Raw genomic sequence first — 21,252 nt, 5'->3', positions numbered from 1 at the left:
TCCTGTCCCCTTATACTCGGGTGGAGGGTGTTTGAGCTTTGGGGACGGGGGGGCTGGTGGGGGGGGTTGCGCGGAAAAAAGGGTGGTTTGTCCCTCCCCCCCCCACCCCATTGGCCGGTCCCCCCCCCCGCCAGGTCGGATCTGTCGGGCTCGGCTCAGAGGGCGAGCGCCTGGGCGCGGCGCTTGACCTCCGTGCCGCGATTCTCGCGCAACGCCTGCACGGGGGTGCCGGGCAGGGTCGGGTCGGCGGTGAAGAGCCACTCCAGCATCTCCTCGTCGGAGAAGCCGTCGTCCTTCAGCACGGTCAGCAGGCCGGTGAGGCCCTTGACCAGCTTGTCGCCGTCGATGAAGTCGGCGGGGACCTGGAGGGCGCGGTTCTCCCCGCGGCGCACCGCGATCAGCTGACCTTCCTTGACCAGCTGGCGGACCCGGGTCACTTCGACGCCCATCATCTCGGCGATGTCGGGGAGGTGGAGCCAGGCGGGGACAAGGGCATCGATCTTTGCGTCAATCTCGGTCACGGCACAAGCCTGCCACCTCCCACGGGCCGCCGGTACCCGAGCCGACCCGTACGGGGCCGCCCGGGCGCCCGGCCGGGCGGCGGCTACGCGGCCGCGGCCTTGAGCGGGATCTCCGGGTCCGCGACGCGGGCCGGGTCGACGGGGGTGCCCGCCTCGATGAGCCGCCGGCCCTGGGCGAGGTCCCGGGGGCGGCCCACGGCCAGGATCGCGACCATGGCCCCGGCGCGCAGCCAGCACACCGACCAGTCCCGCCCGGCGGGGTCGCCGCGCCACAGCAGGGTGTCCGCGTCCGCATGGTGGCCGGCGTACTGGACGAACCGGCCGAACTGCTCCGACCAGAAGTACGGCACCGGGTCGTACGCCTCCACGGGCTCTCCCGCCAGGATGTTCGCCGCGACGACGCGCGGCCCCTGGAGGGCGTTGTCCCAGTGGTGCACCAGCAGCCGGGCCCCGTACCGGGCCGAGGGGAACGAGGCGCAGTCGCCGACCGCGTACACCCCGGGGACGGAGGTCCGCAGGTGGGCGTCGGCGGTGACCGATCCGTCGGGGCCGAGCTCGACGCCCGACCCGGCGAGCCAGCGGGTCGCGGGCCGGGCCCCGATGCCGACGACGACCGCGCCGGCGGGCAGCTCGCGGCCGTCGGCCAGCAGGACCCGCCCGGCCTCCACGGACGCCACCCGGGCGGAGGTGAGCAGGTCGGCGCCGATCTCCCCGTACCAGCCGCCCATCGCGGCGGCGACCTCGGCGGGCAGCGCCCCGGCCAGGACCCGGTCCGCGGCCTCGACGACGGTGACCGCGCAGCCGGCCTCGCGGGCGGCGGTCGCGAACTCGGCGCCGATCCAGCCGGCACCGACGACGACGGTCGCCGGGGCGCGCGCGATGACCGGCCGCAGCCGGGCCGCGTCGTCGAGGGTGCGCAGCAGGTGGACGCCCGGCACGCCCTCGGCGCCCGGCAGGGTCAGCGGCTCGGCGCCGGTCGCCAGCACGAGGACCCCGTACGGGACCGGTCCGGCCTCGGTGTCCAGCTCGCGGTCGGCGGGCCGCAGACCGGTGACCTCGACTCCCAGCCGGAGCGTGATCCCGAGGCCCTCGAAGTCGACGTCGAAGGCGGAGTCCTCGGCCTTGCCGAGCAGCACCGCCTTGGACAGCGGGGGCCGGTCGTACGGCTGGTGGGGCTCGGCGCCCAGCAGGGTGACGGGGCCGTTCCAGCCCTGCTCGCGCAGGGCGACCGCGGTCTGGACCCCGGCCATCCCGGCGCCGACGATGACGACGCCGCGCTCGTGGTTTTCCGTCTGCTCGCTCACGAAACCCACCCTAGCGACCTGACGATCAGTCAGTGAAGTTGCCGCGGGGGGCCCGGCGGGGCGCCCTCCGGCCTCCTCCCGCTCCCGGAAGGGGAGCGGCTACTGTGGCCACCGTACCTGTCGCGGGAGTCCGGGCGCACCGGGCTGAGAGGGAGGCTGAAGCGGCCTCCGACCGTACGAACCTGATCCGGGTCATGCCGGCGAAGGGAGGGGCTGGACGCCCATGCACTCATCTCGGAAGGGATCCGACGTCCTCGTCATCGGGGGCGGGATCATCGGTCTGGCCACCGCCTGGCGGGCCGCCCGGCGCGGGCTGCGCACCGCGCTCGCCGACCCCGCGCCCGGCGGCGGCGCGGCCCGGGTCGCGGCCGGCATGCTCGCCGCGGTCACGGAACTCCACTACGGCGAGGAGACCCTGCTGGGCCTCAACCTCGCCTCCGCCGCCCGCTACCCGGAGTTCGCCGCCGAGCTGGCCGATGCCAGCGGCGGCATGGACATCGGCTACCGGGCCTGCGGCACCCTCGCCGTCGCCCTCGACGCCGACGACCGGCTCCACCTGCGGGAACTGCACGCCCTCCAGCGCCGCTGCGGCCTGGAGCCGGAATGGCTCACCGGCCGCGAGTGCCGCCGGCTGGAGCCGATGCTGGCCCCCGGCGTCCGCGGCGGCCTGCGCGTCGACGGCGACCACCAGGTGGACCCGCGCCGGCTCGCGGCCGCCCTCCTCGCCGCCTGCGAACGCGCCGGGGTGGAGATCCGCCGGGCGCGCGCCGAACGCCTCCTCGTCTCCGCCGACCGGGCGGCCGGGGCCCTCCTCGACGACGGCACCGAGCTGCGCGCCGGGCAGGTCGTCCTGGCCGCCGGATCGCTCAGCGGCCGCCTCGCCGGCGTACCGCGGGAGGTCCTGCCGCCGGTACGGCCCGTCAAGGGGCAGGTGCTGCGGCTCGCGGTGCCGGCGGCGTACGGGCCGTTCCTGTCGCGGACGGTGCGGGCCGTCGTCCGCGGCAGCCACGTCTACCTGGTGCCGCGGGAGAACGGCGAACTCGTCGTCGGCGCCACCAGCGAGGAACTCGGCTGGGACACCACCGTCACCGCCGGCGGCGTGTACGAACTCCTCCGCGACGCCCACGAACTCGTACCCGGCATCACCGAACTCCCGCTGACCGAGACCCTGGCCGGGCTGCGGCCCGGCTCCCCCGACAACGCCCCGCTCCTCGGCCCGACCGCCCTGCCCGGCCTGCACCTCGCCACCGGGCACTACCGCAACGGGGTCCTGCTGACCCCGCTCACCGGCGACGCGATGGCCGAGCTGCTCGCGACCGGCACGCTGCCGGACGTGGCACTGCCGTTCACCCCGAGCCGCTTCACCGCCGCACGTCAGGAGGCGTACGCATGACCATCTCCGTCAACGGCGAGCCGCGCGAGTTCGCGGCCGGCACCACCCTCGACGCGGTGGTCGCCACCCTCACCACCGCGCCGTCGGGCGTCGCCGCCGCCCTCAACGAGGCGGTCGTACCGCGCGGCCAGTGGCCGCGGACCCCGGTCGGCGACGGCGACCGGATCGAAATCCTCACCGCGGTCCAGGGAGGCTGAGCACGATGGCCGACGACGTGTTCACCCTCGGCGGGCGCACCTTCACCTCCCGCCTGATCATGGGCACGGGCGGGGCGCCCAGCCTCGACATCCTGGAGCGGGCGCTGACCGCCTCCGGCACCGAGCTGACGACCGTGGCGATGCGCCGCCTCGACCCCACCGTCCAGGGCTCCGTCCTCTCCGTCCTCGACCGGCTCGGGATCGCGGTCCTCCCGAACACGGCGGGCTGCTTCACCGCCGGCGAGGCCGTCCTCACCGCGCGGCTCGCACGGGAGGCGCTGGGCACCGACTGGATCAAGCTGGAGGTCGTCGCCGACGAACGGACGCTGCTCCCCGACGGGGAGGAGCTGCTCCAAGCCGCCGAAACCCTCGTCGACGACGGCTTCACGGTGCTGCCGTACACGAGTGACGACCCGGTCCTCGCACGCAAGCTGGAAGACGCCGGATGCGCGGCCGTCATGCCGCTCGGCTCGCCCATCGGGTCCGGGATGGGCATCCGGAACCCGCACAACTTCGAGCTGATCGTCGAACGGGCCGGCGTGCCGGTGATCCTGGACGCGGGCGCCGGCACGGCCTCCGACGCCGCCCTCGCAATGGAGCTGGGGTGCGCGGGAGTGATGCTCGCCTCCGCCGTGACGCGGGCGCAGTCCCCGGTGCTGATGGCTGCCGCCATGCGGGACGCGGTGTCCGCGGGCCGGCTCGCCCACCGCGCCGGCCGCATCCCCCAACGCCGCTTCGCGTCCCCCTCCTCCCCCACGGAGGGCCGCCCCGCCCTGGACCCGGAACGCCCGGCGTTCTGACCACCCCGCCGGATCGCCGCGCGGGCTTCCGCACCGACTCCGCGGCATCCGTGCGCTCCGCGCCCGTCGCGCTCAATCGCCGCGTTTTCAGCCCCGCCGGCGTTTGAGGCGCGGGGTCCGGGGCGGAGCCCCGGTTTCGGGAAGGGGCGGGGTGGGGCACGGCTCCGCGCAGCGGCAGCGGTGGCGGGGGCCGGCAGCCGCGCGTGGGGCGCGTCACAAGTGCGCACCAGCCTGGCTCTCCCGGCGGAGCCCACAGGTGCCGATCGTAGAATCGCCGGGTGGACACGACCCTGGATGACCCTCTGGTCGGGCAGACGCTCGACGGCCGCTACCGCATCGATGCCCGTATCGCGGCCGGCGGGATGGCGACGGTCTACCGGGCTTTGGACACCCGGCTGGACCGGGTTCTCGCGTTGAAGGTGATGCATCCGGCGCTGGCCGCGGACGGCGCGTTCGTGGAGCGTTTCATCCGTGAGGCGAAGTCGGTGGCGCGGCTGGCGCACCCGAATGTGGTGGCGGTGTTCGACCAGGGTACGGACGGCCCGTACACGTATCTGGCGATGGAGTACGTGTCGGGCTGCACGTTGCGGGATGTGCTGCGTGAGCGGGGTGCGCTGCAGCCGCGGGCGGCGTTGGACATTCTGGAGCCGGTGCTGGCGGCGCTGGGTGCGGCTCATCGGGCGGGTTTCGTGCATCGGGACATGAAGCCGGAGAACGTGCTGATCGGTGACGACGGCCGGGTGAAGGTGGCTGATTTCGGCCTGGTGCGGTCGGTGGATTCGGTGACGAGTACGACGGGTGCCGTGCTGGGCACGGTGTCGTATCTGGCTCCGGAGCAGGTGGAGAGCGGTGTCGCGGACACCCGTGCCGATGTGTATGCGTGCGGGGTCGTCCTGTACGAGATGCTGACGGGTGGGAAGCCGCATACGGGTGGTACGCCGGCGCAGGTGCTGTACCGGCACTTGCACGAGGATGTGCCGCCTCCGTCGGCGGTGGTGCCGGGTCTGCCGGTTTCGCTGGACGGGATCGTGGCACAGGCGACGGCCCGGATGCCGGAGCTGCGTCCGTTCGATGCGGCGGCGCTGCTGGGTGTGGTGCTCGGGGTGCGGGCGGAGTTGTCGGATGCGGAGTTGGATGCGGTACCGCCGCAGGCGCTGGCGGGTGAGCGGTCGGCGGCGGAGGACCGTACGAGTGTGATTCCGCGCCCGGTGGGGGCTCGGCAGGGCGGCGGCGCCGGCGATGTGGAGCACACGTCGGTGCTGGCGCCGCTGCCGGAGAGCGGTCCCGCTCAGGCGGGCCCGGCTCCGGCGGGCCGGGCTTCGCGGGCGCTGGCGGGCCGGGTGCGGCGGGGTCCGCTGCTGGTGGTGGCGGCGGTGCTGCTGGTGCTGGGTCTGGGCACGGGTGTGTGGTACATCAGCGCGGGCCAGTTCACGAAGGTCCCGAATCTGCTGGGGAAGTCGGAGGCGCAGGCGCGTTCGGAGCTGTCGGAGGCCGGCCTGGGTGTGAAGCGGGTGGAGCGGAAGTTCAGCGAGGCTTTCGAGCGGGGCACGGTGATGGCTTCGGACCCGGGGGGCGGCAAGCGGATCCGCGGCAACGGTGCGGTGGTGCTGACCGTTTCGCGGGGCCCGCAGGTGGTGGTGGTCCCGAAGGTGAAGGGCCGGCCGCTGGATGAGGCGAAGGCGGAGCTGACGCGGAGCGGCTTGGCGCCGGGGATCGTGAACGAGGCGTTCAGCCAGGACGTCCCGCAGGGCTCGGTGATCGGCACGGACCCGGTGGACGGGCAGAAGCGCGCGCCGGACACGGCGGTGGCGATCACGGTGAGCAAGGGCCGGCCGGTGCAGGTGCCGAACGTGGCGGCGCGGCCGGTGGAGCAGGCCCGTACGGCGTTGCAGGATCTGGGCTTGAAGGTGGAGGTGGCTGCGGAGCAGGTCAACTCGCCGGTGCCGGCGGGGACGGTGGCGAACCAGTCGCTGAGTGCCGGTGCTCAGGCTGCGGCGGGTGACACGGTGGTGTTGACGGTGTCGAAGGGGCCGCGTCTGGTTCCGGTGCCGAACGTGACGGGGCAGGACGCGGATGCGGCGCGCCGGACGCTGGAGGGTGCCGGGTTCAAGGTGCGCGTGGAGAAGCCGCTGATCTCGTTCTCGAACACGGTGGACGCGCAGTCGGTGCCGGCTGGCCAGAACGCCCCGGAGGGCAGCACGGTCGTCCTGCGGATCAAGGGGCTCTAGCCGTGTCGGTGGCGGCGGCCGCGGAGGCAGGGGCGGCGGATGTCGTCGCGGCCGGGCGGCGTGCGCGGAATCCGGTCGGCGGGCACGTTCCGGTGGCGGGCGGGCTCGCCTCGGTGGGGTTGTCGTACGCGCGGGAGCTGGCCGCCGAGGCGGTGCAGGTGTTCGTGGCGAATCCGCGGGGCTGGGCGACTCCGTCGGGCAGCCCCGCGCAGGACGAGTTGTTCGTCGCGGGCTGCGCGGAGGCGGGGATCCCGGCGTTCGTGCACGCCCCGTATCTGATCAACTTCGGCTCGCACACGGCGGCGACGGTGGAGCGCTCGGTGGAGTCGCTGCGGCACTCGCTGCGCCGCGGTCGGCGGATCGGGGCGCGCGGGGTGGTCGTCCACACGGGGTCGGCGACGGGCGGGCGGCCGCGCGAGGCGGCATTGGCGCAGGTCAGGGAGTATGTGCTGCCGCTGCTGGACGAGCTGGTACACGAGGACGACCCGTTCCTGCTGCTGGAGTCGACGGCGGGGCAGGGGTCGTCGCTGTGTTCGCGGATGGAGGACTTCGGCCCGTACGTCGAGGCCCTGGACCGCCATCCGCGGCTGGGGGTCTGCCTGGACACCTGCCATGTGTTCGCCGCGGGGCACGACCTGGCGGAGCCGGGCGGTGTGAAGGCGGCGCTGGACCTGCTGGTGGACACGGTGGGCGAGGGGCGGCTGAAGCTGGTGCACGCCAACGACTCGAAGGAGGGTGTGGGCGCGCACCGGGACCGGCACGCGAACATCGGCGGGGGACGCATCGGCCGGGAGGCGTTCGCGGAGCTGTTCGCGCATCCGGCCATGGAGGGGGTGCCCCTGGTGATCGAGACGCCGGGCGGCAAGGAGGGGCATGCGGCGGACGTGGCCCTGTTGAAGGAGCTGCGGGACCGGCACTGAGCCGGGGGCGGCCGCGTCCTGCGCCCGTGTCGGCCCGGCCCGGCCCGGCCGGGGAGCCGGCCGCGGGGAGCTTCTACAGCTCGGGCCCGTCGCCCGGTTCCTCCTGGTACGAGTAGCGCTGCTCCCGCCAGGGGTCGCCGATGTTGTGGTAGCCGCGCTCTTCCCAGAAGCCGCGCCGGTCGGCGGTCATGTACTCGATGCCGCGGACCCATTTCGGGCCCTTCCAGGCGTACAGGTGGGGCACCACGAGCCGGAGCGGGAAGCCGTGTTCGGCGGTGAGGGGCTCGCCGCCCTGGTGGGTGGCGAAGACGGTCCGCTCGGAGGCGAAGTCGGCCATCCGCAGGTTGGAGCTGAACCCGTACTCGGCCCACACCATCACGTGCGTGGCCTGCGGCGACGGGGGTGCGAGGGCGAGGATCTCGCGGGCGAGGACGCCGCCCCACTCGGCGCCGACCATGCTGAACTTGGTCACGCAGTGCAGATCGGCGACGACGGTCTCGAAGGGCAGCGCGGTGAACTGCTCGTGGTTCCAGCAGTGCTTCTGCCCGTCGGCGGTGGCGCCGAAGACGCGGAACTCCCAGCGGTCGGGCTTGAACCGGGGCACGGGCCCGTAGTGGGTGACGGGCCAGCCCCGCTGGAGCCGCTGTCCCGGGGGAAGCTCCAGCTGTTCTGCTCCCGGAGATTCCCGGCTGTCCGGCTGACCCATGTCTCCATGGTGACAGACGTGGCGGGGTGGTCATGACCAGGCGCGAGCTGATTCGGGCATGTCATGGCAACTCCCACTAAGGAGGCACTTACTGGACGGTTCATGGTCACGGTGCAAGGATGCGCGCACAGACCCGTCACTAGCTGACATTGCCTGGAAGGAGCCTCTGCGATGCAGGGCGACCCCGAGGTCCTCGAGTTTCTGAACGAGCAGCTGACCGGCGAGCTCACGGCGATCAACCAGTACTGGCTCCACTACCGGATCCAGGACAACAAGGGTTGGACCAAGCTCGCGAACTACACCCGTGCCGAATCCATCGACGAGATGAAGCACGCGGACAAGCTCACCGAGCGGATCCTGATGCTCGACGGGCTTCCGAACTACCAGCGCCTCTTCCACGTGCGGGTGGGCCAGACGCTGACGGAGATGTTCCAGGCGGACCGCCAGGTGGAGGTCGAGGCGATCGACCGGCTCAAGCGCGGCATCGAGGTCATGCGCGGCAAGGGCGACACCACCTCGGCGCGGCTCTTCGAGGACATCCTGGAGGACGAGGAGCACCACATCGACTACCTGGACACGCAGCTGGAGCTGATCGAGACGCTCGGGGAGCAGCTGTACATCGCCCAGCTGATCGAGCAGCCGGAGAGCTGACGGGCGGCTGTTCCGCGTACGGGCCTCAGGCGGCCTCGGCGAGTTCCTTCTCGGCGGTGGCTGTGTCCGCGGCGAGCGCGTCAGCGGCGGTGCGGCCCTTCTCCAGCAGCTCGCGGCGGGGGCAGGCCCCGCGGCCGAGGAGGCCCTGGATGGTGCGGACGCAGGAGCCGCAGTCGGTGCCGGCCTTGGTCACGGAGGCTATCTGCCGGGGGGTGCAGGCCCCGGCGGCCGCGTGCTCTTGGACCTGCTTGTCGGTGATGCCGAAGCAAGAGCAGACGTACACGCGGTTCACCTCCTGGGTGGTCTTGCAGCCACCCCTGTTCGGTGAGGCTTACCTAACCGTACCCAAATCAGGGGTGGCCTGAAAGCCCCGGGTACGCCAGTGGGGCGCGGATCACACGGATCCGCGCCCCACTGTCATCGCCTGTCATCGCGCGCTCACCCGCCGCCGCGGGCGGCGGCGGGTGCGGCCGCTACTGGTCGCGGTACATCTCCGCGACGAGGAAGGCCAGGTCGAGGGACTGGCTGCGGTTCAGCCGCGGGTCGCAGGCCGTCTCGTAGCGCTGGTGCAGGTCGTCGACGAAGATCTCGTCGCCGCCGCCCACGCACTCGGTGACGTCGTCGCCGGTGAGCTCGACGTGGATGCCGCCAGGGTGGGTGCCCAGCGCCTTGTGGACCTCGAAGAAGCCCTTGACCTCGTCGAGGACGTCGTCGAAGCGGCGCGTCTTGTGGCCGGAGGCGGCCTCGAAGGTGTTGCCGTGCATCGGGTCGGTGACCCAGCCGACGACCGCGCCGGAGGCGGTGACCTTCTCCACGAGCTCGGGCAGCTTGTCGCGCACCTTGTCGGCGCCCATGCGGACGACGAAGGTGAGCCGGCCCGGGTCGCGCTCGGGGTCGAGGCGGTCGATGTAGGTCAGCGCCTCGTCCACGGTGGTCGTGGGGCCGAGCTTGATGCCGATCGGGTTGGCGATCTGCGAGCAGAACTCGATGTGCGCGTGGTCCAGCTGCCGGGTGCGCTCGCCGATCCACACCATGTGGCCGGAGGTGTCGTACAGCTTCCCGGTCCGGGAGTCCGTACGGGTGAGGGCGCCCTCGTAGTCGAGGAGCAGCGCCTCGTGCGAGGAGTAGAACTCCACCGCCTTGAACTCGGCCGGGTCGGTGCCGCAGGCCTTCATGAAGCTCAGGGCGTTGTCGATCTCCCGGGCGAGCTGCTCGTAGCGCTGCCCGGACGGGGAGGACTTCACGAAGTCCTGGTTCCAGGCGTGCACCTGGCGCAGGTCGGCGTAGCCGCCGGTGGTGAAGGCGCGCACCAGGTTCAGCGTCGACGCGGAGGCGTGGTACATGCGCTTGAGCCGCTCGGGGTCCGGGACGCGGGCCTCGGAGGTGAACTCGAAGCCGTTGACGGAGTCGCCGCGGTAGGTCGGCAGGGTCACCCCGTCGCGGGTCTCGGTGTCCTTGGAGCGGGGCTTGCTGTACTGGCCGGCGATGCGCCCGACCTTCACGACGGGCACGGAGGCCGCGTAGGTCAGGACGGCGCTCATCTGGAGCAGCGTCTTCAGCTTGGCGCGGATGTGGTCGGCGGACACGGCGTCGAAGGCCTCGGCGCAGTCGCCGCCCTGGAGGAGGAACGCCTCACCACGGGCGACGGCTCCCAGACGGGCGCGCAGCTGGTCGCATTCGCCCGCGAAAACGAGCGGAGGATACGACTCGAGGTCCGCGACGACTGCGCGCAGGGCCTCGGCATCGGGGTACGAAGGCTGCTGCGCCGCGGGCAGGTCTCGCCAGGTCGCCTTGGCGGCGGGGGCGTGGGTTTCAGCGTTCACGGTCACCCCTACACATTAAGGCGTCCCACCTCGTGCCCTGCCTGATGCCCATCAGTTGAGACGGACGTCTCTCACCGTGTTTCCCCCGCACGCCGTCCGTCCGGGTGGGCTAGGGTGGCCGGCATGTACGCGCACTCCTGCCGCTCCTGGTGGTGGACCGCTCCCGGCGGCCCACTCCTCGCGCGTACCCACTGACACGACCGACGCGAAGGCCGCCCCGAGGGGCGGCCTTCCGCGTGTGCGATGCGGCCGGCCGTCCCTCCCACCCGGAAGGACCACCGCCCCGCATGGAGACCACCGCCAGCCGACTGCTCGACCTGCTCGGCGACGACAGCCCCCCGTTCGCGCTGCTGCGCCGGCGCACCCCCGGCCGCGCCCACGACACCGTCGAGGTGCTCGTGGGGCCCGTCCACGAGGCGGAGCGCCTCGCCGACCTGCCCGTCCGCGGGCTGCCGACGCTCGCCCTGGTGCCGTTCCGGCAGATCCGCGAGCGCGGGTTCGACGTCCCCGACGACGGCACGCCGCTGAGCGTGCTGGCCGCGGAGGAGGCGTACGAGGTCCCGCTCGCCGAGGCGCTGGCCGTGCTGCCGGCGCACGCGGTGCGGGTGGAGGGCGGCGGCTTCGACGTGCCCGACGAGGAGTACGCGCGGATCGTCCGGCGGGTCGTGGAGGAGGAGATCGGCCGCGGCGAGGGCGCGAACTTCGTCATCCGGCGCACGTACGGCGGCCGCATCGACGGCTTCGGGCGGGCGGACGCGCTGGCGCTGTTCCGGCGGCTGCTGCTGGGCGAGCGGGGCGCGTACTGGACGTACGTGGTCCACACCGGTGCGCGGACGCTGGTCGGGGCGAGTCCGGAGGTGCACGTGCGGATGTCCGGCGGGACCGTCGTGATGAACCCGATCAGCGGGACCTACCGGTATCCGGCCGGGGGGCCGACCGCCGAGTCGCTGCTGGCGTTCCTGGGCGACCGCAAGGAGACCGAGGAGCTGTCGATGGTGGTCGACGAGGAGCTCAAGATGATGTGCACGGTCGGCGACCGCGGCGGTGTGGTGGTCGGGCCGCGGCTGAAGGAGATGGCGCACCTGGCGCACACCGAGTACGAGCTGCGGGGCCGTTCCTCGCTGGACGTGCGGGAGGTGCTGCGGGAGACGATGTTCGCGGCGACGGTGACGGGCTCGCCGGTGGAGAACGCCTGCCGGGTGATCGGGCGGCACGAGCCGGTCGGCCCGGACGGGGTGGGCCGCGGCTACTACGCGGGGGCGCTGGCCCTGCTGGGTGTGGACGCCGCGGGCGGGCAGGTGCTGGACTCCCCCATCCTGATCCGCACCGCGGACATCGGCGTGGACGGGGCCCTGCGCGTGCCCGTCGGGGCGACGCTGGTGCGCCACTCGGACCCGGCGGGCGAGGTCGCCGAGACGCACGCGAAGGCGGCCGGGGTGCTGGCGGCGCTGGGGGTCCGGCCGGGGGCGCCGCGGCCGGCCTTCGAGGGGGCCCGGCTGGCGGAGGACCCTCGGGTGGTGCGGGCGCTGGCCGCGCGGCGCCGGGATCTGGCGCCGTTCTGGCTGCGGATGCAGGAGCGGCCGCCGGCCGCGGCCGGGGACTGCCTGGTGGTGGACGGCGAGGACACGTTCACCGCGATGCTGGCGCACGTGCTGCGGGCCGGCGGGCTGTCGGTGTCGGTACGCCGCTACGACGAGCCGGGGCTGCGGGAGGCCGCCCTCGCGCACACGGGACCGGTCGTGCTCGGCCCGGGGCCCGGCGACCCGTCCGACCCGGCGGACCCGAAGATGCGGCTGCTGCGCGGTCTGGCGGGGGAGCTGCTGGCCGGGCACGCGGGCGGGCTGCTCGGGGTGTGCCTGGGGCACGAGCTGATCGCCGCCGAGCTGGGGCTGCCGCTGGTCCGCAAGGCCGAGCCGGCGCAGGGGGCGCAGGTGGAGGTCGACCTGTTCGGCCGGCCCGAGGTGGTCGGCTTCTACAACGCGTTCGCGGCCGCCTGCGACGGCGCGGCCGCGGCCCGGCTGGCCGCGCGGGGCGTCGAGGTGGCGCGGGATCCGGCGACGGGCGAGGTCCACGCCCTGCGGTCCGCCTCCGGCGGCTTCGCCGGCGTCCAGTTCCACCCCGAGTCCGTCCTCACCCTGCGCGGCGCGGACCTGCTGCACGGCCTGCTGGCGGGCGTGCGCACGGGCGCCCCGGCGTAACACAGGCCGTCGCCCCGGCAGCGGCGGGGCGCGTCGGCACACGCGGCAGGCCACGACACCGCAGGCCCGGCGGGGCCCGGCGTCCCCGGGGCTGCCGCCCCGGCCGGGGAGACGTCCGTCGGGCGCCCCGGCGGAACGGGCCCGGCCCGGCCCCGGACGCCGAAGGCGGACCGTACCGGGGCGCCGCCTCGGCCCTCCCCCGGCAGCTCCGGCCCGGCCGCCCGCACGGCCGCCCCACACGGCAAGCCCGGCCCGGACCCGGACGCCGATGGGCCGTACCGGGACGCCTTCGCCGTCCCCGACGGCTCACGGCCGGGACGTCCGCACGGCCGCCCCACGCAGCAGGCCCAGGCCTGGCCCGGACGCCGAGGGCGGGCTCTACCGGGCGCCTCGCCTCCCCGGCAGCCCCGGCCGGGACATGCGCACGGCGGCCCCTCGGCTCCCGCCAACCCCACCCCCGACAGCTCCCAGCCCGGGCGTCCGTACAGCCGCCCCGTGCGGCAGGGCCGGGCGGGCCCGGATGCCGGGCCGGGGTGCCGCTTCGGTCCGGGCCGCCGCCCGCCCCGGCCCGGGGTCGGCGGGGGTCAGCCGAAGAAGACCCCGGCCTCCCGGTACAGGGCCGGGTCGACCGTCTTCAGCTTGGCCGTCGCCTCGGCGAGCGGGACCCGCACGATGTCGGTGCCGCGGAGCGCGACCATCGTCCCGAAGTCCCCGTCGCGGACGGCGTCGACGGCGTGCAGCCCGAAGCGGGTCGCGAGCCAGCGGTCGAAGGCGCTGGGGGTGCCGCCGCGCTGGACGTGCCCGAGGACGGTGGTGCGGGCCTCCTTGCCGGTGCGGGCCTCGATCTCCTTGGCCAGCCATTCGCCGACGCCCGACAGCCGGACGTGCCCGAAGGAGTCGGTGGTGGCGTCCTTGAGCACCATGTCGCCGTCCTTGGGCATGGCGCCCTCGGCGACGACGACGATCGGGGCGTAGCTCGCCTTGAACCGGGAGGCGACCCAGGCGCACACCTCGTCCAGGTCGAAGCGCTGCTCGGGGATGAGGATGGCGTTGGCGCCGCCGGCGAGGCCGGAGTGCAGGGCGATCCAGCCGGCGTGGCGGCCCATCACCTCGACGACGAGGACCCGCATGTGGGATTCGGCGGTGGTGTGCAGCCGGTCGATGGCCTCGGTGGCGATGCCGACGGCGGTGTCGAAGCCGAAGGTGTAGTCGGTGGCGGACAGGTCGTTGTCGATGGTCTTGGGGACGCCGACGCAGGGGATGCCGTATTCCGCGTGGAGGCGGGCGGCCACGCCGAGGGTGTCCTCGCCGCCGATCGCGATCAGCGCGTCGACCTCGTGCTTGGCGAGGGTGTCCTTGATCCGGCGTACGCCGTCGTCCAGCGTGAACGGGTTGGTGCGCGAGGAGCCGAGGATGGTCCCGCCGCGCGGCAGGATGCCGCGGACGGCGGCGATGCCGAGGGGGACGGTGTCGCCCTCGACCGCGCCGCGCCAGCCGTCCTTGAAGCCGGTGAACTCGTAGCCGTACTCCTGGACGCCCTTGCGGACGGCGCCCCGGATGACCGCGTTGAGCCCGGGGCAGTCGCCGCCGCCGGTCAGCACTCCGACCTTCATGGGATCTCCCTTTCGCCACAGGGCCGCTCGGGCCCGCATGACGGCCACGCTAGTGGTGACGCAGGTCACACCAACGGCAGCGGAAGGTGCAATTCCGGTGGAATTGCGGGGCGTTGGGTACGCCGGTTCACTCGGATGGGGACGTAAGTACGACGTACGCCAGTGTCAGGCCCCGTCGAGGCCGCGCTCTATCGCGTACCGGACGAGTTCCACCCGGTTGTGCAGCTGGAGCTTGCCCAGGGTGTTCTGGACGTGGTTCTGGACGGTGCGGTGGGAGATGACGAGCCGTTCCGCGATCTGCTTGTACGACAGCCCCTTGGCCACGAGCCGCAGCACCTCGGTCTCGCGGTCGGTCAGCTGGGGAGCCGTCGGCTCGTCGGGGGCGGCGGGCGCCGGGTCCGCGGCCAGCCTGCGGTACTCGCCGAGGACGAGCCCGGCGAGGCCCGGGGTGAACACGGCGTCGCCGGCGGCGGTGCGGCGCACCGCGTCGATGAGCTCCTGGGCGCCGGCGGACTTCATCAGGTAGCCGGTGGCGCCGGACTTGACGGCCTCCAGGACGTCGGCGTGCTCGCCGCTGGCCGACAGGACGAGGACGCGCAGGGCGGGGTCGGCCCCGACGAGCTCCTTGCAGACCTGGACGCCGGGCATGCCGGGCAGGTTGAGGTCGAGGACCAGCACGTGCGGGGAGACGGCGCGGGCCCGGCGCACCGCCTCGGGGCCGTCGCCGGCGGTGGCGACGACGTCGAAGCCGGCCTCGGCGAGGTCGCGCGCCACCGCGTCGCGCCACATCGGGTGGTCGTCGACGACCATCACCTTGACGGCGCCGAGCGCATCGGCGCCGTCCCGCCCGGTCGCCTGCGCGGTCCGCGCGGTCTGCTCGTTCGGCTCGGTCACTGGGTCCTCCCCCTGGGTACTTTCAGTTCCACTTCGGTGCCCTGCCCGGGGACGGACACCAGCTCGGCGGTTCCGCCGAGGTCGCGCAGCCTGCCGCGGATGGACAGGGCGACGCCCATGCGGCCCTCGCCCTCGGCCTGGGCCAGGCGGCCCGCCGGGATGCCGGGGCCGTCGTCGCGGACGGTCACGATCACCTCGTCGCCCCAGTCCTCGACGAGGATCCAGGCGCGGGCACCGTCCCCGGCGTGCTTGCGCACATTGTCCAGGGCCGCGCCGACGGCGGCGGCCAGCTCGCGGGCGGCGGGCGCGGGCAGCGGCACCGGGGTGCCCGGTTCGGCGAAGCTCACCCTCGACCCGGCGTGCGGGGCGAGCAGGGACCGCAGGTCCACCGCGCCGCCGTCCGGGCCGGCCTCGGCGCCGTCCGCATCGTCCTCGTCGTACGCGTCGACCAGAGCCCCCCGCGACTCGTCGCGGGAGACCCGGGAGGGGCGGACGAGCCCGCTGGAGACGAGGGTGCGCAGCGCGACCTCCTGCTCGCCGGCCAGCCTCCCGAGTTCGGCGGCCTCGCCGCCCAGCTCGGTGCCGCGGCGCTGGACCATGGCGAGGACCTGGAGGACGCCGTCGTGGATGTCGCGGGCGAGGCGCTCCCGCTCGCGGGTGGCGGCCTCGATCTCCAGGGCGCGGGCGAGGGTGGCCTCGCTGGCGCGGGCGACCTCGACGACGTACCCGATGGCGACGGACGCCACCCACACCAGCAGCACGTTGTGGACGGTGTCCCGGGTGGGCTCGCCGCGCTGGACGATGTTGGCGGCGGCGACGAGGCTGGAGGCGGCGCAGGCCCAGCGCCAGCCGCCCTTGATGGCGAAGGCGAGGACGGAGCCGGCCGTCCAGATGGTGGGCAGGGTGGGGCCGCCGGCGGTGATCCGCTCGTGGGTGTCCGCGAGCGGGGTCAGCAGGATGCCCACGAGGGCGACGGTGAGGTCCGCGACGAGGAAGCGCTTGGTGCAGCTGGCCGCGTTAGCGACCTTGCGGAGCGTGGCCAGGGTCCACACGGCGAGGAACGCCAGGTACCAGACGGCGATCCACGGCCGGTCGAAGTAGCGGTAGGCGGAGGCGAACAGGCCCGCCGCGTAGACCATGGTGATCAGCCGGTAGGCGGTCAGCGCCCGCCACAGCGGCTGCTCGACCGACATGCGCACGACACGTTCGCGTTTCGCCATTGCCCCACCCCTTGCGGGCGGTACCGCCCTGCTGCCGCGCCTGTCAGGCGGTCTTGCCGGCTTCCGCCGCCTTCTCGGCCTCCGCTGCCTTCTCCGCCTTCTCGGCCGCCTTGTCCGCGGCCTTTTCGGCGGCCTTGGCGGCCTTCTCCGCCTTCTCGGCGTCCGCGATCTGCCGCTTGGCGGCCGTCGCGTAGATGTCGACGTACTCCTGGCCGGACAGCTTCATGATCTCGTACATGACCTCGTCGGTCACCGAGCGCAGGATGAAGCGGTCGCCGTCCATGCCCTGGTAGCGGCTGAAGTCGAGCGGCTTGCCGATGCGGATGCCCGGCCGCATCAGCTTCGGGACGATCTTGCCGGGCGGCTGGATCTTCTCGGTGTCGATCATGGCGACGGGGATGACGGGGGCGCCGGTGGCGAGCGCCACGCGGGCCAGGCCGCCGGGCTTGCCGCGGTAGAGGCGGCCGTCGGGTGAACGCGTCCCCTCGGGGTAGATACCGAACAGCTCCCCGCGCTCGATGACCTCGATGCCGCTCCTGATGGCGGCCTCGCCGGCGCCGCGCGCTCCGGAGCGGTCCACCGGGAGCTGGCCGACGCCCTTGAAGAAGGCGGCGGTCAGCTTGCCCTTCACGCCCGGGGAGGTGAAGTACTCGGCCTTCGCGATGAAGGTGACCTTCCGGTCGAGCACGGCCGGCAGGAAGAACGAGTCCGAGAAGGACAGGTGGTTGCTCGCCAGGATCGCCGGCCCCTCGGCGGGGATGTTCTCGAGGCCCTCCACCCACGGCCTGAAGGCGAGCTTCAGGGAACCCCCGATGGAGAACTTCATTGCGCCGTAGATCAACTCGAAAGCCTTCCTGTGTCCTGTCGAACAGACCTTAACCCCTGCCCCGCGCCGAGGTGCCCCGACGGCCCTGGTCGGTGCCGTGCCGGTCGCGTACGGTGAAGTCACACAGCGCTACGCACCCGCCCACGCCCCTTGTCACGAAGGAGAACCCGGTGCCCGTCCTCCCTGGAGCCGAGCCGTTCCGCCACGAGGGCGGGGAGGTCGGCGTCCTCCTGTGCCACGGCTTCACGAGCACGCCGCAGTCGATGCGGCCGTGGGCCGAGTACCTCGCCGGGCGGGGCCTGACGGTGTCGGTGCCGCTGCTTCCGGGGCACGGCACGCGCTGGGAGGACATGCAGCTCACGGGGTGGCAGGACTGGTACGCGGAGGTCGACCGGGCGCTGCGCGAGCTGCTCGACCGGTGCGCCCGGGTGTTCGTCTTCGGCCTGTCGATGGGCGGGGCGCTGACCCTGCGGCTGGCGGCGAAGCACGGTGATGCCATCAGCGGCATCGTCCTCGTCAACCCGGCCAACAAGCTGCACGACCCGCGGGCGTTCGCCCTTCCGGTGGCCAAGCACTTCATCCGCTCGACGCCGGGCATCGCGAGCGACATCGCGAAGCCGGGCGCGTCGGAGATCGGCTACGACCGGGTGCCGACGCGGGCCGCGCAGTCCCTGCGGGACTTCCTGCGGCTGGTGGACGGCGACCTGCCGCAGGTGACGCAGCCGGTGCTGCTGCTGCACAGCCCGCAGGACCACGTGGTCCCGCCGGTGGACTCGGCGCGGATCCTGGCGCGGATCTCCTCGACGGACGTGACCGAGACCCTGCTGGAACACAGCTACCACGTCGCGACGTTGGACCATGATGCGGAGCGGATCTTCGAGGACAGCCACGCGTTCGTCGCGCGGCTCGCGGAGGGCGTCGGCAGCAAGGAGGCGGCCAGCGGTGGCTGAACACGAGGAGTCCCCGGGGGGCGTGCCCCCGCTGGACGAGGAAGCGGCGTGGGCGGCGATCGTCGCCGGGTACGGGCAGGAGCCGCCGGACCCGCCGGGGTCGCGGCCGTTCCGGCCGATCGAGAACCTGATGCTGCCCGAGGAGGACGTCAAGCCGCTGCCGCGGAAGCCGGGGCGGCCCTCGGGCGGCGCGACCGGGGCGCCTGGAACCTCGGCGCCCGAGGCGTCGCCGGGGTCGCCCGAGGCGTCCGGGGAGGAGCCGCCGCAGGACGCCGGCCCGGCGAAGCCGCTGGGCAGCTCGGTGGTGTTCGCCCCGGGCGTCGGCGTGGGCGGGGCCGGGCCGCGGGACTACTCGCCGACCGAGCCGGACGACGGGGACGAGGGGCACTTCGTCCAGCCGGAGCCGGAGCTGCCGGAGGCCGACACCACGGCGAAGTTCGCGTGGCTGGCGGTGGTGGGCGGGCCGGTGCTGCTGCTGCTCGCGGTGCTGTTCCGGTGGGACATGACGTGGTGGCTGACCACTCTGGGCATCGGCGGCTTCCTGGGCGGCTTCGCCACCCTGGTGGCCCGTATGGCGCACGGCGACGACGAGGACGACGACCCGGGCCGCGGCGCCGTCGTCTGACGGGCCGGGCCGCTCAGCCGGCGGCGGGCAGGCGCAGGGCGGCGAGGACCGGGAGGTGGTCGCTGGCCGCGGCGAGGTCCGCGCCGCTGACCCCGTCGAGGCCCTCGGGAACGCCGCAGCCGAGGACCTCCACCCCGCGGCTCGCGAAGACCGCGTCGATGCGCCGGGGGCGCCCGGAGCGGGTGAAGGTGTGCTCGCCGCCCCACGGGGCGGCCGTACGGCAGTCCTGGAGGGTGCCGGCCAGCATGCGGAAGGCGGGGCCGTCGGGCGTCTCGTTGACGTCTCCGGCGGCGATCGCGTACGGGGTTCCGGCCCGGTCGACACGGGACAGCAGCTCCCCGGCCTGGGCCCGCCTCTCGGCGGGGTCCAGCGACAGGTGGGCGCTGAACACGGCGGTGCGGGCGGCCCCGAAGCGGACGACGGCGGTGGCGAAGCCGCGCCGGTGCAGGCCGGGCGTCAGCGGGAGCAGGACGTCCTCGGTGCGCTCGACGGTGGCGCGCAGGGAGCACAGCAGGAGCGGTCCGGCGGCGGTAGCCCCGCCGGAGAGCACGACGAGGTCGCACTTGGCGGCGAGGCGGGCGGCGTGCTTGCGCCAGCGGAAGAACCGCGGGGCCTCCTGGACGAAGACCAGGTCGGGGGCGCAGGCGCGGATGACGCGGGCCAGGGCGTCCTCGTCGTCGCGCAGCGAGCGGACGTTGTAGCTGAGGGCGCGGACGACGGCGGAGCCGTCGGCCTCCGTCCGGGACTGCGGCAGCGCGGGCAGGCGCGAGGTCAGGTCCATACACGGCAACATAGCCACCCCGCCCGCCGTGCCCCAGGGGGCGCGGCGGGCGGGGTGCTGCCGTGTGCGGAGCGGGCCGGGCCGCGCCCGGTCCGGAGTCAGCCCTGGCGGGCGAGGTCTGCCGCGCCGACCAGGCCGGCCTTGCCGCCGAGCTGTGCGGCCAGCACCTGGGCGTGCGGGCGCCAGGCGCCGCCGATCAGCCAGCGCTTGAAGGACTTGCGGATCGGGTCGAGGACGAGGTCGCCCTCGTCGGAGACGCCTCCGCCGACGATGAACGCCGAGGGGTCGAACAGCGAGGCCAGGTCGGCGAGGCCGGCGCCGGCCCAGCGGGCCAGCTCGCGGAAGGAGTCCACGGCCACCGGGTCGCCCTGGCGGGCGGCCTGGCTGATGTGCTTGCCCTCGATGCCCTCGGGGGTGCCGTCGCCCAGGGCGAGGAGCAGTGCGGCGTTCTCCGGGGTGGCCTTGGCGCGCTGCCTGGCGTAGCGGACCAGGGCGCGGCCGGAGGCGTACTGCTCCCAGCAGCCCTGGCTGCCGCAGCCGCACAGCAGGCCGTCGGGGACGACGCGGATGTGGCCGAACTCGGCGGCCACGCCGAAGCGGCCGCGGCGCAGCTTGTTGCCGATGATGATGCCGCCGCCGAGGCCGGTGCCCAGGGTGATGCAGATGACGTCCTCGTGGCCCTGGCCTGCGCCGAAGCGGTATTCGCCCCAGGCGGCGCAGTTGGCGTCGTTCTCGACGACGACGGGCAGGCCGATGCGCTGCTCGACCTTGTCCTTGAGCGGCTCGTGGCGCCAGTTGATGTTGGGCGCGAACAGGACGGTCGCGCGCTTGTCGTCGACGTATCCGGCGGCGCCGATGCCGACGGCCTCGATGGTGTGCTGGCTGCTTACCGCGGAGACGGCGGAGCAGATCGCGTCCGTCACTCCGTCCGCGGTCGGCGGGGTGGGCACCTTGTACGTCTCAAGGATGGTGCCCTCTTCGTCGACCACGCCGGCCGCGATCTTCGTGCCGCCGATGTCGACGCCGATGGTGAGTCCCATTAGTCCCTCGGTTTCCGGTCAAACCCCGCCACGGCCAAAGGTACCCGAGGGTGGCGGAGTCTCAGTCGAGGTCGATGTGCTGGGTGGGGCCGGGGCCGCCGTCGTCGCGGGGGTCGGAGGCGTTTCCGGCGGGCTTGCCGCCGGTGCCGGGCGCGGGGTCGGCGGCGCCGCGGGTCCAGCGGCGCTCGTGCCCCTCGACGGCGGAGCGGTAGGCGGCCACCAGCTCGGAGCCGGCGGCGGCCAGGTGGTCGAAGACCTCGGGATTGCGCTCGACGACGGGCCGGGCGGCGGCCCTGGCCTGGTCGACGAACTGCCGGACGGCGCCCTGGGCGGCGGCCCCGAGCAGCGGGTTGTTCAGGGCGGTCATCTTGTCGGCGACGGCCTCGAACAGCTTGAGGAGCTCCTCGGCGGCGGTGCCGGCCTGCCCGCCGGGGTCGGCCGGGCCGCCGTGCCGGGAGCGGCGGCGCTCCTTCTCCGCGGCGAGGTCCTCGGCGCAGGCGTCGGCCCAGGCCTCGTCGTCGGGACGGTCGGTGGCCTCGCTCATGGCGGACTCTCCTGGGCG

The 21,252-nt window shown here is 73.8% G+C and carries 21 protein-coding genes and 1 riboswitch; of the genes, 9 read left to right on the top strand and 12 right to left on the bottom strand.

Annotated features, from left to right (window positions below):
• Window positions 1-155 precede the first annotated feature (155 nt).
• A complete protein-coding gene (locus ACZ462_RS19910; protein WP_125543032.1) occupies window positions 156-521 on the bottom strand; it encodes an Rv2175c family DNA-binding protein in 366 nt (121 codons plus the stop codon).
• Window positions 522-604: 83 nt separating this feature from the next.
• Entirely contained in the window at window positions 605-1,825 is a 1,221-nt protein-coding gene (locus tag ACZ462_RS19905) for an NAD(P)/FAD-dependent oxidoreductase (RefSeq protein ID WP_467807299.1), read from the bottom strand.
• Between the two features lie 112 nt (window positions 1,826-1,937).
• Window positions 1,938-2,053: riboswitch (TPP riboswitch) on the top strand.
• Here ACZ462_RS19905 and thiO point away from each other — a divergent pair.
• The 5 genes from thiO to ACZ462_RS19880 all read left to right on the top strand — a co-directional run bounded on the left by thiO (window position 2,049) and on the right by ACZ462_RS19880 (window position 7,363).
• Window positions 2,049-3,218, top strand: a complete 1,170-nt coding sequence (thiO, locus tag ACZ462_RS19900) for a glycine oxidase ThiO (protein WP_467807300.1) — start codon at window positions 2,049-2,051, stop codon at window positions 3,216-3,218. (Overlaps the previous riboswitch by 5 nt.)
• The gene (gene thiS / locus ACZ462_RS19895) at window positions 3,215-3,415 is read left to right on the top strand and encodes a sulfur carrier protein ThiS (RefSeq protein WP_467807302.1); all 201 of its coding nucleotides are present in this window, start codon (window positions 3,215-3,217) and stop codon (window positions 3,413-3,415) included. The genes thiO and thiS overlap by 4 nt, the downstream gene beginning before the upstream one ends.
• Window positions 3,416-3,420: 5 nt before the next feature.
• Window positions 3,421-4,215: a thiazole synthase gene (locus tag ACZ462_RS19890; RefSeq protein WP_467807303.1), complete on the top strand. Its 795-nt coding sequence runs from the start codon at window positions 3,421-3,423 to the stop codon at window positions 4,213-4,215.
• A gap of 278 nt (window positions 4,216-4,493) precedes the next feature.
• On the top strand, window positions 4,494-6,443 hold the full coding sequence (gene pknB, locus ACZ462_RS19885) for a Stk1 family PASTA domain-containing Ser/Thr kinase (RefSeq protein ID WP_467807304.1): 1,950 nt from the start codon (window positions 4,494-4,496) through the stop codon (window positions 6,441-6,443).
• Between the two features lie 8 nt (window positions 6,444-6,451).
• Complete coding sequence (locus ACZ462_RS19880; protein WP_467807342.1) at window positions 6,452-7,363, top strand: deoxyribonuclease IV; 912 nt, start codon at window positions 6,452-6,454, stop codon at window positions 7,361-7,363.
• A gap of 73 nt (window positions 7,364-7,436) precedes the next feature.
• Here ACZ462_RS19880 and ACZ462_RS19875 read toward each other — a convergent pair whose 3' ends face one another.
• The gene (locus ACZ462_RS19875; protein WP_467807305.1) at window positions 7,437-8,069 is read right to left on the bottom strand and encodes a sulfite oxidase-like oxidoreductase; all 633 of its coding nucleotides are present in this window, start codon (window positions 8,067-8,069) and stop codon (window positions 7,437-7,439) included.
• Window positions 8,070-8,240: 171 nt separating this feature from the next.
• On the opposite strand from ACZ462_RS19875, the gene bfr reads away from it, so the two are divergent.
• On the top strand, window positions 8,241-8,720 hold the full coding sequence (gene bfr / locus ACZ462_RS19870) for a bacterioferritin (protein WP_467807306.1): 480 nt from the start codon (window positions 8,241-8,243) through the stop codon (window positions 8,718-8,720).
• A gap of 25 nt (window positions 8,721-8,745) precedes the next feature.
• On the opposite strand, the gene ACZ462_RS19865 is transcribed toward bfr, so the two are convergent.
• Both ACZ462_RS19865 and ACZ462_RS19860 read right to left on the bottom strand, forming a co-directional pair.
• Window positions 8,746-9,003 (bottom strand): (2Fe-2S)-binding protein, encoded by a 258-nt coding sequence (locus tag ACZ462_RS19865; protein WP_467807307.1) that lies wholly within the window; start codon window positions 9,001-9,003, stop codon window positions 8,746-8,748.
• A gap of 190 nt (window positions 9,004-9,193) precedes the next feature.
• A complete protein-coding gene (locus tag ACZ462_RS19860) occupies window positions 9,194-10,549 on the bottom strand; it encodes a class II 3-deoxy-7-phosphoheptulonate synthase (RefSeq protein ID WP_467807308.1) in 1,356 nt (451 codons plus the stop codon).
• Between the two features lie 281 nt (window positions 10,550-10,830).
• On the opposite strand from ACZ462_RS19860, the gene ACZ462_RS19855 reads away from it, so the two are divergent.
• Window positions 10,831-12,741, top strand: a complete 1,911-nt coding sequence (locus tag ACZ462_RS19855; protein ID WP_467807310.1) for an anthranilate synthase family protein — start codon at window positions 10,831-10,833, stop codon at window positions 12,739-12,741.
• 584 nt (window positions 12,742-13,325) lie between these two features.
• Here ACZ462_RS19855 and ACZ462_RS19850 read toward each other — a convergent pair.
• From ACZ462_RS19850 to ACZ462_RS19835, 4 genes are all read right to left on the bottom strand, one after another.
• Window positions 13,326-14,354 (bottom strand): 6-phosphofructokinase, encoded by a 1,029-nt coding sequence (locus ACZ462_RS19850; protein ID WP_467807312.1) that lies wholly within the window; start codon window positions 14,352-14,354, stop codon window positions 13,326-13,328.
• A gap of 165 nt (window positions 14,355-14,519) precedes the next feature.
• Window positions 14,520-15,164: a response regulator gene (locus ACZ462_RS19845; RefSeq protein WP_467807343.1), complete on the bottom strand. Its 645-nt coding sequence runs from the start codon at window positions 15,162-15,164 to the stop codon at window positions 14,520-14,522.
• 80 nt (window positions 15,165-15,244) lie between these two features.
• Window positions 15,245-16,468 carry a MacS family sensor histidine kinase gene (gene macS / locus ACZ462_RS19840; protein ID WP_467807313.1) on the bottom strand — a complete coding sequence of 408 codons (1,224 nt, stop codon included), beginning with the start codon at window positions 16,466-16,468 and terminating at the stop codon, window positions 15,245-15,247.
• Window positions 16,469-16,511: 43 nt separating this feature from the next.
• Window positions 16,512-17,309, bottom strand: coding sequence for a lysophospholipid acyltransferase family protein (locus ACZ462_RS19835; RefSeq protein ID WP_467807315.1), 798 nt, complete (start codon window positions 17,307-17,309; stop codon window positions 16,512-16,514).
• A 155-nt stretch (window positions 17,310-17,464) separates the two neighbouring features.
• On the opposite strand from ACZ462_RS19835, the gene ACZ462_RS19830 reads away from it, so the two are divergent.
• Together ACZ462_RS19830 and ACZ462_RS19825 are read left to right on the top strand one after the other, a co-directional pair.
• Window positions 17,465-18,244, top strand: coding sequence for an alpha/beta hydrolase (locus tag ACZ462_RS19830; RefSeq protein WP_467807316.1), 780 nt, complete (start codon window positions 17,465-17,467; stop codon window positions 18,242-18,244).
• Complete coding sequence (locus tag ACZ462_RS19825) at window positions 18,237-18,869, top strand: hypothetical protein (protein WP_467807317.1); 633 nt, start codon at window positions 18,237-18,239, stop codon at window positions 18,867-18,869. Before ACZ462_RS19830 ends, ACZ462_RS19825 begins: the two co-directional genes overlap by 8 nt.
• 13 nt (window positions 18,870-18,882) lie before the next feature.
• Here the strand turns inward: ACZ462_RS19825 and ACZ462_RS19820 are convergent, their stop codons facing one another.
• The 3 genes from ACZ462_RS19820 to ACZ462_RS19810 all read right to left on the bottom strand — a co-directional run bounded on the left by ACZ462_RS19820 (window position 18,883) and on the right by ACZ462_RS19810 (window position 21,234).
• Window positions 18,883-19,650, bottom strand: coding sequence for an endonuclease/exonuclease/phosphatase family protein (locus tag ACZ462_RS19820; protein WP_467807318.1), 768 nt, complete (start codon window positions 19,648-19,650; stop codon window positions 18,883-18,885).
• A gap of 98 nt (window positions 19,651-19,748) precedes the next feature.
• Window positions 19,749-20,690: an ROK family glucokinase gene (locus ACZ462_RS19815; RefSeq protein ID WP_467807319.1), complete on the bottom strand. Its 942-nt coding sequence runs from the start codon at window positions 20,688-20,690 to the stop codon at window positions 19,749-19,751.
• Window positions 20,691-20,751: 61 nt separating this feature from the next.
• A complete protein-coding gene (locus tag ACZ462_RS19810; RefSeq protein WP_467807320.1) occupies window positions 20,752-21,234 on the bottom strand; it encodes a DUF5304 domain-containing protein in 483 nt (160 codons plus the stop codon).
• Window positions 21,235-21,252: the final 18 nt, after the last annotated feature.

This window comes from Streptomyces sp. NPDC031121 (assembly GCF_055570615.1).
Note: the sequence above shows the minus strand (reverse complement) of the source record. Positions and strands in the feature narration are given on the sequence as shown.